At 37.0% G+C, this 14,066-nt stretch carries 18 protein-coding genes; 5 read left to right on the plus strand and 13 right to left on the minus strand.

Annotation, left to right across the window (positions count from 1 at the left end):
* Nucleotides 1–10: 10 nt before the first annotated feature.
* Nucleotides 11–1,513 (minus strand): leucyl aminopeptidase, encoded by a 1,503-nt coding sequence (locus tag ACIQ38_RS09460; RefSeq protein WP_402821459.1) that lies wholly within the window; start codon nt 1,511–1,513, stop codon nt 11–13.
* A 120-nt stretch (nt 1,514–1,633) separates the two neighbouring features.
* Here ACIQ38_RS09460 and ACIQ38_RS09465 point away from each other — a divergent pair, with 120 nt between their 5' ends.
* Entirely contained in the window at nt 1,634–2,110 is a 477-nt protein-coding gene (locus ACIQ38_RS09465) for a divergent PAP2 family protein (protein WP_402821462.1), read from the plus strand.
* Between the two features lie 31 nt (nt 2,111–2,141).
* Here the strand turns inward: ACIQ38_RS09465 and ACIQ38_RS09470 are convergent, their stop codons facing one another.
* The 5 genes from ACIQ38_RS09470 to ACIQ38_RS09490 form a co-directional block, all read right to left on the minus strand.
* On the minus strand, nt 2,142–2,468 hold the full coding sequence (locus ACIQ38_RS09470; RefSeq protein WP_402821465.1) for a YuiB family protein: 327 nt from the start codon (nt 2,466–2,468) through the stop codon (nt 2,142–2,144).
* 95 nt (nt 2,469–2,563) lie between these two features.
* Nucleotides 2,564–2,689 carry a YuiA family protein gene (locus tag ACIQ38_RS09475; protein WP_402821468.1) on the minus strand — a complete coding sequence of 42 codons (126 nt, stop codon included), beginning with the start codon at nt 2,687–2,689 and terminating at the stop codon, nt 2,564–2,566.
* Nucleotides 2,690–3,711: 1,022 nt separating this feature from the next.
* On the minus strand, nt 3,712–4,206 hold the full coding sequence (locus ACIQ38_RS09480; protein ID WP_402821471.1) for an NUDIX domain-containing protein: 495 nt from the start codon (nt 4,204–4,206) through the stop codon (nt 3,712–3,714).
* A gap of 69 nt (nt 4,207–4,275) precedes the next feature.
* Nucleotides 4,276–5,487: an NAD(P)/FAD-dependent oxidoreductase gene (locus ACIQ38_RS09485; RefSeq protein ID WP_402821474.1), complete on the minus strand. Its 1,212-nt coding sequence runs from the start codon at nt 5,485–5,487 to the stop codon at nt 4,276–4,278.
* 230 nt (nt 5,488–5,717) lie between these two features.
* Nucleotides 5,718–6,080: a HesB/IscA family protein gene (locus ACIQ38_RS09490; protein ID WP_402821477.1), complete on the minus strand. Its 363-nt coding sequence runs from the start codon at nt 6,078–6,080 to the stop codon at nt 5,718–5,720.
* Nucleotides 6,081–6,248: 168 nt separating this feature from the next.
* Between ACIQ38_RS09490 and ACIQ38_RS09495 the strand changes: the two genes are divergently transcribed.
* The gene (locus ACIQ38_RS09495; RefSeq protein ID WP_402821480.1) at nt 6,249–6,944 is read left to right on the plus strand and encodes a DUF2225 domain-containing protein; all 696 of its coding nucleotides are present in this window, start codon (nt 6,249–6,251) and stop codon (nt 6,942–6,944) included.
* Between the two features lie 22 nt (nt 6,945–6,966).
* Here the strand turns inward: ACIQ38_RS09495 and ACIQ38_RS09500 are convergent, their stop codons facing one another.
* On the minus strand, nt 6,967–7,200 hold the full coding sequence (locus ACIQ38_RS09500; RefSeq protein ID WP_100353777.1) for a NifU family protein: 234 nt from the start codon (nt 7,198–7,200) through the stop codon (nt 6,967–6,969).
* 83 nt (nt 7,201–7,283) lie between these two features.
* Here ACIQ38_RS09500 and ACIQ38_RS09505 point away from each other — a divergent pair, with 83 nt between their 5' ends.
* Entirely contained in the window at nt 7,284–7,616 is a 333-nt protein-coding gene (locus ACIQ38_RS09505) for a YuzD family protein (protein WP_402821485.1), read from the plus strand.
* A 47-nt stretch (nt 7,617–7,663) separates the two neighbouring features.
* Here ACIQ38_RS09505 and ACIQ38_RS09510 read toward each other — a convergent pair whose 3' ends face one another.
* Nucleotides 7,664–8,731 carry an NAD(P)/FAD-dependent oxidoreductase gene (locus ACIQ38_RS09510; RefSeq protein WP_402821488.1) on the minus strand — a complete coding sequence of 356 codons (1,068 nt, stop codon included), beginning with the start codon at nt 8,729–8,731 and terminating at the stop codon, nt 7,664–7,666.
* 127 nt (nt 8,732–8,858) lie between these two features.
* On the opposite strand from ACIQ38_RS09510, the gene ACIQ38_RS09515 reads away from it, so the two are divergent.
* Nucleotides 8,859–9,095 carry a YuzB family protein gene (locus ACIQ38_RS09515; RefSeq protein ID WP_402821491.1) on the plus strand — a complete coding sequence of 79 codons (237 nt, stop codon included), beginning with the start codon at nt 8,859–8,861 and terminating at the stop codon, nt 9,093–9,095.
* A 170-nt stretch (nt 9,096–9,265) separates the two neighbouring features.
* On the opposite strand, the gene ACIQ38_RS09520 is transcribed toward ACIQ38_RS09515, so the two are convergent.
* Both ACIQ38_RS09520 and ACIQ38_RS09525 read right to left on the minus strand, forming a co-directional pair.
* Nucleotides 9,266–10,030 carry a TIGR01457 family HAD-type hydrolase gene (locus ACIQ38_RS09520; RefSeq protein ID WP_402821494.1) on the minus strand — a complete coding sequence of 255 codons (765 nt, stop codon included), beginning with the start codon at nt 10,028–10,030 and terminating at the stop codon, nt 9,266–9,268.
* Complete coding sequence (locus ACIQ38_RS09525) at nt 10,017–10,478, minus strand: DUF86 domain-containing protein (protein WP_402821496.1); 462 nt, start codon at nt 10,476–10,478, stop codon at nt 10,017–10,019. The genes ACIQ38_RS09520 and ACIQ38_RS09525 overlap by 14 nt, the downstream gene beginning before the upstream one ends.
* An 85-nt stretch (nt 10,479–10,563) precedes the next feature.
* Here ACIQ38_RS09525 and ACIQ38_RS09530 point away from each other — a divergent pair, with 85 nt between their 5' ends.
* Nucleotides 10,564–10,830 (plus strand): DUF3055 domain-containing protein, encoded by a 267-nt coding sequence (locus ACIQ38_RS09530; RefSeq protein WP_093269763.1) that lies wholly within the window; start codon nt 10,564–10,566, stop codon nt 10,828–10,830.
* 198 nt (nt 10,831–11,028) lie between these two features.
* On the opposite strand, the gene ACIQ38_RS09535 is transcribed toward ACIQ38_RS09530, so the two are convergent.
* The 3 genes from ACIQ38_RS09535 to ACIQ38_RS09545 all read right to left on the minus strand — a co-directional run bounded on the left by ACIQ38_RS09535 (nt 11,029) and on the right by ACIQ38_RS09545 (nt 14,007).
* The gene (locus ACIQ38_RS09535) at nt 11,029–11,370 is read right to left on the minus strand and encodes a YutD family protein (RefSeq protein WP_402821500.1); all 342 of its coding nucleotides are present in this window, start codon (nt 11,368–11,370) and stop codon (nt 11,029–11,031) included.
* 14 nt (nt 11,371–11,384) lie between these two features.
* The gene (gene lipA / locus ACIQ38_RS09540; protein ID WP_402821503.1) at nt 11,385–12,320 is read right to left on the minus strand and encodes a lipoyl synthase; all 936 of its coding nucleotides are present in this window, start codon (nt 12,318–12,320) and stop codon (nt 11,385–11,387) included.
* Between the two features lie 115 nt (nt 12,321–12,435).
* Nucleotides 12,436–14,007, minus strand: coding sequence for a Na+/H+ antiporter NhaC family protein (locus tag ACIQ38_RS09545; RefSeq protein WP_402821506.1), 1,572 nt, complete (start codon nt 14,005–14,007; stop codon nt 12,436–12,438).
* Nucleotides 14,008–14,066 lie beyond the last annotated feature (59 nt).

Consider the following 14,066-nt stretch of genomic DNA (forward strand, 5'->3'; position numbering starts at 1 on the left):
TGCGTTTTCCCTACTCTTCGTCAGCCATTCGCTCGATTAATGTAGCAAGTGTTCGTACCATGACACCAGTACCGCCTTTTGGTCCGAAATCATAAGCTGCATTTGCATCCGAAGTCCCAGCTATGTCTAAATGAATCCATGGTGTTTCTTCTACAAACTCACCGACAAATCCGCCACCGAAAATCATGTGACCATCGCTACCTGGTGAGTTGTTTAAATCCGCTACATCGCTTTTACGGATACGCTTTTTGTCACTTTCCGTTAATGGTAATCTCCAAGTAAATTCGCCTGTTTCAAGTGAAGACTCCATGAAAATCTCGAAGAATTCTTCATTATTTGTAAGTGCTCCTGTTTTATCGTATCCAAGAGCTGTAATCACTCCACCTGTCAATGTTGCAACATCCACGATATAATTAGCACCTTGTTGTTTAGCATACGTTACGGCATCCGCAAGCACTAAACGGCCTTCTGCATCTGTATTTAATATTTCAATCGTTTTCCCACTCATCGAAGTAATCACGTCATCTGGTTTAAATGCATTTCCAGAAATCATATTATCTGTTGAAGCGATAACTGCGATGACGTTTTTGTTTGGACGTAGCTCTCCAATGATTTGCATTGCGCCTAAAACAGCCGCTGCTCCTCCCATATCACCTTTCATCCCAACAATTCCTGTTTTCGTTTTGATAGAGTATCCACCCGTATCAAATGTAATACCTTTCCCTACAAGCGCTACAACATCTTCCCATTTTTCCGTTGCCTGGTATTTTAACACGATGAATCTTGGTTCTTCAACAGATCCTTGGTTGACCGCAAGCAAAGCACCCATTCCTAGTTCTTCGATTTCTTTTTTACCTAGAATTTCAGTTTCAAAACCATATGTATTGCCTAGTTCTCTTGCATACTCTCCTAACTGTGTAGATGTTAGGACATTGCCTGGGGTATTTACTAAAATTCTTGCTTCATTTACTGCATCCGCATAAATAGTCCCTACTTCAAAATAAGAAACTATTTCGTCACTATCCTCATCTGTTAACAACTCAATAGCTGGTAAATAATAGTCCGGAACATTGGAGGAAGTTTTATACCCTTCGTATTTAAATGATCCCATTCCAAGCCCTTCAGCTGCTAAATAAGCTACATCTATATCCGAAATGGATTCAGTGCTAAAGGAAGGAATCCAAATTGCCAAAGACTCTGGTTTACTTACTAACAATTCTTTTCCAACGAGACCGAATGCTTCGCGAATATTTTCTTGTGTCAATTGTTTACGATCTCCAATTCCTACAAAAAGAATTCTCTTCACTCCATCTTTGTCCGCTACAGGAACTTTTACAATCTTTTTAAGTTCCGATGATATATCTCCAGTCTTTACCCACTCTGTAATATGCTCACCAAAACTACTTAAAAATGCTTCCCATTTTGTTGTGTTCTCGGCATGTTTTGAAACAGCAACGACAAGCGTTTCAGATTGAATTTCATCGAATAATACATCATTTGTACTAATAATCATTATTTTTCCCCCTACTTATTCAGATATATTCTTATTATATAGGAAGAAGATTCATTTTTCGAATGGTATGAGTGTGTTATACTAAACTTACTTAACTTATATCGAAAGGCGGTGTCTACTTTGGCAATCCTCCAAAACACACCATTAATGGCTGCACTTTTTTCTATTTTCTTTGCTCAATTCGTAAAAATTCCGATTCATTTTCTGATGACGAGAAAACTGGACTGGAGGCTCTTTACATCTACCGGTGGAATGCCTAGTTCTCACTCAGCTGCCGTAACTTCACTTTGTACCGCTATTGCGTATGAATCGGGAATCGGTTCTAACCTCTTTGCAGTCGCAACTGTATTTGCTGTTATTGTTATGTTTGATGCAACTGGAGTTCGTTTCCAAGCGGGAAAACAAGCGCTAGTTATCAATCAAATGCGTGCTGATTTTCAAAACTTTGTGGCGCAAACAAAAGAATGGTCGCATATGAAAAATGAAGAAAAAATTGAAGAGTTGAAAACATTATTAGGTCACAAACCGATTGAAGTCTTTATGGGTGCCTTAACTGGAATTGCGATTTCCATCATTATTTATACAGTGATTGTATGAAAAAAGGATGACTCTGATACGAGTCATCCTTTTAAAACATTTGATAGCCATTTTTTCTTAAGTATTTAATAACAAACCCAGCTGCAATTGCCCCTACAAGTCCACTAGACAAAATAATAATATCTGCTGCATGCAATGACACTAATTTATCTCCAAGCGCTGAGAAAGCAAATCCTGGCTTTGTAAAATAATCAAAGAAACCAACTTCATCAATAATAAATACAACAACAACTGGATAAAGAATTGCCATAAACCACGTCATTCTAAGTAGCATATTTAATAAAAAAGCGATTCCAAAAAACATGACAAAAAATATGAGCACCGAAATGATCATTTGTACAAGCATAAAATCTCCCATAATCTATTACCTCCGTAGCATCTTTTACTAGTTTACCTTAACGGAGGGGAGTATTCAATGTACTTGTTCACTTTCACCTTTTTGTCATAAAGGATTTATTTTTTCCCTGATCCATTGCAACAATTACAAGTTTCTGACCCACCTAAACGCAGTTGAAAATATCCTTCCCCTTTGCAATACGGACAATTTCTAGTAACCGCTTCTTGCTTCCTTTTTTCCATTCAAACAGCCCCTTTTACTTATTTTAATATTCTGATAATATAGCATACATTTATTTATATGTAAATTAAAAAGTAATATACATTGCTTTACAGTTGAATGTTTCTGTCTCTTTGAAGGGATAGTACGTCGTAAAGCCCTATTAGGTGGCCGCTAAGATTTTCGCTGCAATCGTACGCTTTCCGCCGGGTAAGCGATGAGCCATCCCCGCCGCTTAGGCGTACGTTGGGATGTCTCATTTTGCTCACTTATCCGGCTGGAGTCGACGCTTGCATCGAAAATCAATGGAAATCACTTGCCTATTCAATATTTGCTTGCTAATAACAAAGCTTATTACATTTTATGGGTCTATTTTATCCAGTAAATGGCCTAGAGCAACCAACCATTCATGGAAAGCAACCAATTCCAGTCTGAAAGCAATCAAATCATCACGAGAGCTATCAAATAGCCGATGAAAGCAACTAAATTCTTAAATCAGCTCTTTACTTAGGGTGAGACGACTATAATTTCTATATATTATTGGAACAATACGTTATAAAGCCATCTGAGCACGCAAGCTAGTATCGGATAGACTGGGGTTGTCGTGTTCAGCTGCCATGTTTTCTCTTTCGGGGTGTACATTGTAATGTTCGGAGTTGTGATTGTCACGCACACTGTGAAAAAGGACTCGTTCAACCATTTATTGTTAATACGAGACCACGATAAGTAAGTTTTCACCATTTATTTTCGCTGCAGGGCGGCGACTCCGAAGGGATCAAGTGAGTAAGATGAGACTTCACAACGTACGCGCGTAGGCGCGGCGGTGAAGGCTCATCACTCACCCCACGGAAAGCGTCCGTCCTGCAGCGAAAATCACAGCGGTCGCTACGACGCAGTATCTCTATAGTAAGACAGATAAATACAAATAACTTAATTACCGAAATTAAAAAGATAGTGGCGTTAGCTTTACAAAGCGCCACTATCTTTTTGCGAAATATTAATAAAAGCATTACTAGATAAGAAACTCCAAGTTAATCTATAGAATCTATTTAATATATAGTTTATAACTGGTATAACCGAAAACATCCCCAGGATTTATACCATCCAGTGTGCTAAACCCATCCTCAAACTTCTTTTCTGCAAGCTCATGAATCATCACAGAAGCATTTGGATCGTGCAATAGTTTAGACGGATGGATCCATTCTACTTCGTAAAGCTCTGATAATTGAGCTTGAAGAATAGGATTTTTTTCGATTGGTCGCAGTAAAAAAATGGCCATATTATCACTTATCTTATTTTGGATAACGCCACTCCGAAAACCGATCATATGCTGTACAAGGCATTCAACACCAGTCTCTTCCTTCACTTCTCTAAAAACAGCTTCATCCACTGTTTCGTCTTTGTTAACAAAGCCAGCAGGAAGTGACCAATTACCGTGAAGTCCGCCATATCTTTTTTTCACTACAAGCCATTCGCCTATCTCATTAATCACCAAACCAGCTACCCCTAGCCATACACTTCCACGGTCTTCTCTCACCATATATAAACTATCCCCTTTTGAAAAAAGCTCCCACCTTAAATACAGGGGGAGCCGATCATTATTTACAAATTATAAACTAAATTTACCTTTTTTCAATACTAGTGGAACTCCACCGATCATATAAAGAGCACGGTTATCAATAACCTTTTTCATAATCGAAGCTTTTGTTCCAGTAAGTTTTCTACCCATTACATCACCGATTGCATCATGCTCACCAAGTGAACATACCGTTCCTTTTAGGGCAGGTACAAACTCTTCTGTATCATTGCCTTTCATAAGTGAAACAATATTTTTGGCAATTGTAACTGCTTGTTGCATTGCAATTTGTGCAGTAGGAGGATATGGACGATTAATCTCTTCATTAATCATAAGAGCACAGTCTCCAACGATGAATACATCTGGGAATCCAGGTGCGCGCATGTCTTTTTCTACTTTAACGCGAGCACGCATATTTTCAATGCCAGATGATTCGATTAAGCGATTTCCACGAACTCCAGCTGCCCATACAACTGTACCAGCTGTGATGAATTCGAATTCGTCTTCGCCTTTTTTAATTTTAACGCCTTCTGGAGTTGCTTCTACTACTGGTGTTCCAATAGAGAATTCAATTCCTTTAGCTTCTAATTGTCTTACTGCGTATTCTACTAATTGTGGATCAAATCCAGGTAATACCATTGGTGCAGCTTCTACACATAATACGCGTACTTTTTCTTTTGGTACATCGTACTCTTTGCATAGTTCAGGTATACGGTTTCCTAATTCACCTAAAAACTCAATACCGGAGAATCCAGCTCCACCTACAACGATTGTTAAACGTGTATCATCTTGCACTTCATCTGTTGACCAGTTAGCAAATTGATATTCAATATGATCACGAATATGACGAGCAGCATTTACATTCGCAATCGAAAGTGCATACTTGTCCAATCCAGGAATTCCGAAAGTTTCCCCTTCAAAACCTAAGCCAATTACTAGGTAGTCATATGTATACTCACCAGCACTTGTTGCAACTTTCTTTGTATTTACATCGATTCCATCAACTGTTGCTTTCACAAAAGTTACTTTGCTTGCGTTAATGACACTATTTACATCGTAACGAACTTGGTCTGGACGTAATGTACCAGCAGAAGCTTCATGCAACCAAGTAGACTCATAATGGTAATCATTTTTATTCACTAATATAATATCTGCTTCATCTGTTCCTACTAATTTCTGAAGGTTCACTACAGTAGTTAATCCACCGTATCCTGCACCTAAGACTAGAATTGTTGGTCTTTTCAAGAAAATCGCAACCACCTTTTATATATTTTTAGAAGACCTTTATGACACAAATTATTCATCCTACAACGTTTTCTTTTGTCTAATTTGCGACAAAAACCTCTTATCTCTTATATTAGACCTTTTACCGTGCTATTTCAATACATTGTTAGTATAATGTAAAGTTTGGAATTTACAGATAAGGAATTGAAATAGAGAACATTTTCTTTAGGAAAGAAAATGTTCTCTATATTTTAACAATTCTCCGGTGTACCTGCTTTTTTAGCTGTTCTAAACGAAGAACCACATCCGCAAGATGCGATGGCGTTGGGATTTTCTATTGTAAATCCTCCACCCATTAAAGATTCTTTATAATCAATTGTCGTACCATTTAATATCGAAGCATCCTCTTTAGATACAACAATATCGATACCATGCTGTAAAAGTTCTATGTCGTCTTCCTTTTTTTCATGTTCAAAGCCCATTCCATAAGAAAGACCGCTACATCCACCGCCATTTACCGAGACGCGAAGCATTGAACCTTCCTCATCATTATGCGTCATCATTTCTTTTACACGGTAAGCTGCCGCTTCAGATATAATCACTACTTCTGTCATCTGAATCACCATTCCTTCCTTTAGTATATCATATCAGTGTTTTTACTATCTAGACAAGGAAAACTACTTGAATAGACTATACTCAATCTAAATTTAATTACTTCGCTTTCAAGAGAAAAATAAAGTATAATAGAACTATATGCAAGCTAGCTGAAAAGAGGTTTTTTTATGGAAATTTCTCCATTTTATCAAACAAGCATTGAATGCTTACATTGTAAAAAACAATTTAAAACTACTAAAGTCCGGTCTAAATTTGTTAAAGTAGAATCCTATGCTTCGGACTTTCAACCTATATATCAAAATAAGGACGTGAATCCTTTACTCTATAATATATTCGTTTGCGAGCAATGTGGGTTTTCATTTACAGAAGAGTTTTCTAGGTATTTTGCCCCTGGAACAAAAGATGAAATCCAAGTAAAGATTGCTAACAAATGGATTTCACGTTCTTATGGAAAAGAAAGAAATATAGAAGAAGGCATTATCACTTACAAACTAGGTATTTTTTGTGGGACGATGAAAAAAGAAAAGTTTATTAATATTGCTGGATTGGCACTACGCACTGCTTGGCTGTATCGTTTGCAACATAAGGATGCAGAAGAACAGCGCTTCATGCAAATAGCAAGAGATCGTTATGAGAATTCCTATATAAACGGAGATTTTAGCGGAACGCAAATGTCTGAAACAAGAGTACTTTACTTAATAGCAGAGTTATCTCGAAGAATTGGTGATACGGATTACGCTACCCGTTATTTTTCGAAAGTAATTGAAAAACAAAGTTCATCTTTCGAACCCAAAGTTGTAGAAATGGCGAAAGAGCGCTGGCAAGAAATACGAGATAGTAAGCAAAAAGAAGCCAATTACTAATGGCTTCTTTTGTATTGTTCGATTAAAATACTTGTTCTACTTCTACTACTCCAGGTACTTCTTCTAAAAGAGCGCGTTCAATACCTGCTTTTAATGTAATCGTTGAACTTGGGCAAGTTCCACAAGCTCCAAGAAGGCGTAATTTTACAATACCATCTTCTACGTCAACAAGCTCACAGTCTCCCCCATCACGTAGTAAGAATGGGCGCAATTTATCTAAAACTTCTTGAACTTGTTCATTCATTGTATCAGTCATATCTATCGACTCCTTTCATTATAATCATTATAATATCAGTAAGGGAAAAAATCCAATAAAGAATTCGAAGGAGCTAAACGATTATGAAACCTCAACCGTTAAATATAGAAATTTATGGTGCTGATATAATATGCGCTAGTTGCGTAAATGCGCCATCCTCTAAGGATACATACGAATGGCTTCAAGCAGCTATCGACCGGAAATTTCCAGCAAATGAAGTAACCTTTACTTATATTGATATCGAGCAACCAATTGAGAATGACAAACATCAAGATATCGCAAACCGAATTACAGAAGATGAATTTTTCTACCCACTTGTGATGATTAATGAAGAAGTGATCGGTGAAGGCTATATTCAACTAAAACCAGTATATGCAGCACTCGAGAAATATGGGTATGTGAGCGAAAAAGAATAATAAAAAAACTTCGATACGGCGTAGTAACGTCGCTTCGAAGTTTTTTATTATCCATTATGTCTTTTATACATCCACAGTAATCCCGACTTCATCAATCTTGCAATTCGACCTGTTACTGAGATATCTGCCATGTATGCAAATCCTTGCTTCTTCCCGAGTGATCCCATAAAACCTTTCAATTTAATGTCCGGCATTTTATCAGGTAGGGGTAGTCCTCTCCAGCGAGCTTGCAATACTTTCACAATTTGCTCTGCTTGTTCTTCCGCTAATTGAGCACTTGGTGCAAAAGGAAGAGACGCGCAATCCCCAACGACGAAGACATTCTCATAGTTCGGTAAATCATGATATTGTGTTAAAATAACTCGTCCTGAATTATCTTTTTCCCCTGGTAATGCACGTACCGTTGCCGCTGGTTGAATACCCGCTGTCCATACTACTACATCTACTGGAATAACTTCTTCATGATTATACAATTTGTTTGGTTCTACTTTTGTAATATTAGAATTGCTTACTACTTCCACATCATTCGAATCAAACCATTTTTTCACATAATTACTTAGTCGTTCAGGAAAATCCCTTAAAATACGAGGACTACGATCAAATAATTTAATCCTTAAGTCTGGTCGACTCTCTCGAAGTTCACTAGCTAACTCTATTCCACTTAACCCTGCTCCTACAATTCCAACAATCGATCCGGCAGGAAGTCCGCCAATTTTCGTATATGTATCACGAGATCGACCAATTGTTTGAATACTATACGTAAATTCATCTGCACCTGGTACTCCGTGATACTTATCTTCACAACCTAGTCCGATAACAAGATCATCATAAGATACCACTTCGCCATTTGCTAATAATACTTGTTTACTTTCTACATCAATTTCCGTAATCTCTCCATACTTCACCGTTAATTTTTCACTTTCTGGAAATCCTACTCGAACTTCATGATCAGACGACGTTCCTGCTGCTAATGCATAAAATTCGGTTTTTAAACTATGAAACGGTGTACGGTCTATTAAGGTGATTTCTACATCAAGTGGTAAATTATTCGGCAACATTCGCGATAAAATTCGCATATTACCATATCCTCCACCTAATAATACTAATTTTTGCATAATAATCTCCCTCATCTTTCAATGTCATCTCAAATTATAAATGATTGTGATGGTTTTCACAAGAGAGCTTCTAAATTGACGGATGCTGAAAAAAGGAGTAGCATGACGATGTAGTGAGGTGACAGCTATGAATCCTATGGTTGAATTTTGTATAAGCAACCTTGCAAATGGTTCTCAAGAAGCTTTTGACATTTTAGAACAAGATCCTAATTTAGATGTACTAGAATATGGCTGCCTAAGTCATTGTTCCTTATGCTCCGAAACGTTACTTGCGATCGTAAATGGAGACGTTGTCGAAGGGAACTCTCCTGAAGATCTTGTGAAAAATATATATGCATATATTGAAGAAAATCCGCTATTTTAATAGTGGATTTTCTTTCATTCTACTTTATCCCGCATTAACGGGCAGTAAGACTCCCACTTCAAGATTGAAGATAAGCGAAAAGATAAGTGGGAGATCAACTGCCCGTAAAAGCCCGATTGGTTTAACTAACAATCAGTGGGGGATGAAGAAAACCCCCACTGATTGAAGTTTCACTTTATCCATTCATGTAAAGATTCTAAACAATACGTTGGTGGCGAAGGTTGAAGTTGAACTTCCTCTGTTCGACTTACCCCACTGTTCACATGCGCAGTATGAATGCCCAGATGAATACCCGTTAATATATCTGTTTGATAATTATCTCCAATCATAATCATCTCTTCTTTTTTATACCCGTATTTCTTTTGAATAAACGCTAACATATAGGCTTCTGGTTTTCCCATAAATATTGGTTTTACACCAGTAGAATGCTCTACTAGTTTTGTAAAAGCACCGTTTCCTGGAACTAAACCTCTTTCATCTGGAAAAGCATGATCGCTATTCGTCGAGATAAATGCAGCACCCGCTCGAATAGAAAGACATGCTTTTGCGAGCTTTTCATAATTGATAGCCCGATCAATCCCCATTACTACTACATCCGCAATTTCTTCTGTGCGCTTGACTTGTTTTGCGTCCAGTGCATCTTGTAAGCCACTTTCGCCAATCATAAATACCGATTTTTTTGGAAAATGTTCCTCGATATAATTGGCAGCTGCTATAGCAGAAGAAATAATATGGTCTGTATCTGTATGAATATTCATCCCTGCTATTTTTTCTTGTAGCTGTTTTTGTGTCATGGAAGAATTATTCGTTACAAAAAAAGGCTCGATCCCATTACTTTGCAGATAATGAATAAAATCTACCGCTTCTTTAATCGGTGCTTTCCCTTTATACACTGTTCCGTCTAAATCCAAAAAATAGGCTTTATAACTTAACATTAGAATCCTCCGGTAAGAAAGCCGAAACAGGTCCTAATTCATGGACTAAGTAATTTTCAACTTGTGTAGGGAACTGTTTTAAGAAAGATAAATTTTTTACAAGTAGTTGCTCTAATTTTTCATGATTTACCGAATAAAAATGACGCACTAATTCTTTTCTAAATTCAATAACTTCTTTTAATGGAGCATCCATTTCGGATGTAATAACTTTTTCATCTGTTAAAATGTCGATAATATCATCATAGCCACCTGGATCTCGCATGATAAAACCATCAATCATTGAATTGCCTATATCGATAATGGATTCAATCATGTTTTGACCTACGCGCTCTAAAGCTAATTTAGAATGCTCATCTCTTTGCCAATCGGTGTTACCTTCAATTAGCGTTAATAACTTATTCATATGTGCAATTGTCTCAGCTATTTTTTTACGATCTACAAAATACATTGGAAAGCCTCCTGAGTCATGTTCAGTTGATATATACCTCTCTTCTATAGTACCATAATTCGTAGGACGGAAGGAGTGTCACTAGATGGAGCGATTTTTTTTATACGATGATGTAGAAGATACAAAAACGAGATTCGTTGGGTTTACGGGAGATTCCCAAAGATATGATCTAGCTATTTTACAAAGCTCTCGTTTTTTTGGAAAAGTGCTTGTAATGGATATTCAATATGGCAGAGCAGCCATACTCGGACCAGATGATTTAGAAGAACCAGGCTATTTAGAGCATGTCTATAATAGAACAGAAGTAGAAGCGGAAGAATTAAGAGATTACTTAAGAGAATTACTAAACTAAGAAAGTTGCCATGAACATATCATAAGAGAGGCAGGAAGTTGCAATCCACTTCTTGCCTCTCTTTTTTGTAATTCTATATTTATCAATTGTCCATAGTTCGCTTGAAAGACCATTTTCCAACTAAACTCAATCTCCAAATGGAAATTACATAAATTCGGATTTAATAGTACATCGGATAATAAAAAACCTAGAGCAAGATCATAATCGATCTTGTTCTAGGTTTTCTTGTATTGTCTCATCTACTATTACCTGTTTCACTTTCGGGGCAACTCCCGTTTTTTTAATCAGAAAATAGGCACAGCCGAAATTGCAATACTCATATAAATAATCTTTCATCGTACTTATTTTTGTATCAAATGTTGCTTTATGATTTCGATCTTCAAAAAATCCTTTCAGACGAAGCTGACCATATCCCCAGTCTCCCATAATATAATCATACTTCGAAAGAATTTCGCTGTATCGATCCAAAAAAGCCTCTTCTTTAAATGCATCTCGGTAATTTTCTATTATTTCATACGTAAAACCTTCTGCAACAATCATTCTATCACCTTCCATTAGCTATTTTGAATAGCTAGAAGTTCTTCGCCTTGCGCTTGTCTTTGCTTCGCTGCAGCGTTTACTTGCTCATCCGCATGATAACTACTTCTAACGAGCGGACCTGCTTCACAATGGGAGAATCCTTTACTCATTGCAATTTTACGTAATTCCCCAAACTCAGCAGGTGAATAATATTTTAGTACAGGTAAGTGCTTTTTCGACGGTTGTAAATATTGACCGATTGTCATAATATCTACGTTGTTTGCACGAAGATCATCCATTACTTCTAGTATTTCTTCATGCGTTTCTCCTAAGCCTAACATTAACGATGATTTCGTTGGAATGCTCGGTTGCATTTCTTTTGCACGACGTAATAGTTCAAGTGAACGATCATATTTGGCTCTTGCACGAACTCTTGGCGTTAATCGACGAACCGTTTCAATGTTATGGTTTAAAATATCGGGTTTTGCATCCATAATGTTTTGGATATTTTGTTCAACCCCTCCCATATCAGAAGGTAATACTTCAATTGTCGTAAATGGATTTTTACGACGAATTGCACGAATCGTTTCAGCAAACACTTCCGAACCACCATCTTTTAAATCATCACGAGCAACAGCTGTTACAACGACATGTTTTAGATTCATAATGACAACTGAATCTGCAACCCGTTCTGGTTCTGCTAAATCTAATTCATTTGGTAGGCCTGTTTTTACCGCGCAGAAACGACATGCACGTGTACAAACTGCTCCTAAAATCATAAAAGTAGCAGTTCTTCGTGAACCCCAGCATTCATGAATATTTGGGCATTTTGCTTCTTCACAAACCGTATGTAAATTATTTTCACGCATTAATTTTTTTAGACCTTTATAGTCTTCATTCGTATTTAGTTTAATTTTTAACCAATCTGGTTTACGTTGATGCTCTGATTTCGTAGGCTTACAAGATGTCATTTATAGCGACCCCATTCTTTATAAACTAACCACACTGTTGTCAATGTACCATATTATTAGAATTCAAACAACCTTCTGAACTCACATTCTAGGACTAAAAAATGGGGTGCGATAATTAATTATTTGCTTCTATTTTGCTTTTACTTTTGACGTTCCAAACGATGAATAAACTTATAATAATAGCCACCACCGTAAGCATTCCTAAGACTACTGAACCAGTCAATCCTAAAACTAAATAACCGATTGTCGCAATAATGGCACTAATAATGGCATAAGGTAATTGCGTCATAACATGATCAATAACATTTACTCCTGCACCAGTTGCTGACATGATTGTTGTATCCGAAATTGGTGAACAATGATCCCCAAAAACTGCTCCTGCTAAAACAGCTGCCAGTATTGGTAATAGTAATTCCGGTTCTATCGCCATGATAATACTTGCGCCAATTGGCAATAAAATACCGAATGACCCCCATGACGATCCAGTTGCAAATGCCATAAATGCTGTTAATACAAATAACAAAGCAGGGATAACTCCTACAGGAATATTATGATCTGTCACTAAATTAGCTAAAAATGCACCTGTTTCTAATGCATTGATCAAGAAAGATAAAGACCATGCAAAAATTAAAATTAGTATAGCAGGGAGCATCGAACGAACACCCGTTACGAGTGCTTTCCACACGAATCTTATATTTGCTTCCGGATTCGTATTAAATTGTCGTACATACAGTGCAATAGCTAAAATCGTCGCTGTCAAACCACCAACAAATAAAGAGAGTGGAACATCTGTGTTTTCAAAGATAACAAATAAATTCAAATTATAACCTGAAAGTTTATAACCTGTCCAAAACATTGCAAATAGTGTCACGACGATTAATGAAACAATCGGCAACACTAAATCTACTACTTTTCCATAATTATTTTCTGGAAAATTTCCTTGTAGATCTCCTGGATTTGGTTTACTTGAATCATAAAGTTCACCTGTTTCAATCGCTCTTTTCTCCTGTTTTTTCATTGCTAATAAGTCAAAGTCTGTCCAAGCTATGAAAAACACAATAGCTAACGTCGCAATCACATAAAAATTCATTGGAGCCATTAGTATAAATGCTTCCAGTGGGGTATAAGCAGTTACTGCATGTGTTGCAAAAATAACACCCAGCTGACTGATTAAAAAAGCTCCCCAACTGGAAACTGGTGACACTACACATACTGGAGCAGAAGTAGAATCGATAAAATATGCTAACTTTGCACGTGACACACGATGCGAATCAGTAATTGGTCTTGCAATTTGACCTACTGCTAATGCATTAAAATAGTCATCTACAAATATAAGTATTCCTAAAAATGCTGTTAATAATTTCGATCCTCGTCGAGTTTTAATCTTTTTAATCGCCCATACTGCAAATGCCGTGCTTCCCCCAGATAAACTAACAAACGCTGTAACAACACCCAGCAATAATATAAAGGACAAAATATAAATATTGTAAGCATTTATCCCTTCATCCCAAAAAGAAGTTTTAAATGATTCCCATAATAGTAAACCCGAACTGACCGGTGCAAAATTCTCTACAAGTAATGCTGCAGAGACAATTCCTACACCAAGAGATAATAACACCCTCTTCGTCACAAGCACCATGATGATCGCTAATAACGGTGGTAATAATGAATAAATCGTATTTTCCAAAACCTGTTCCTCCTCAAAAAATAAAAAAGCCAACCTAGTCATCCACATAGGTTGGCTTC

The organism is Psychrobacillus sp. NPDC096389 (genome assembly GCF_044762855.1).
GTDB lineage: Bacteria > Bacillota > Bacilli > Bacillales_A > Planococcaceae > Psychrobacillus.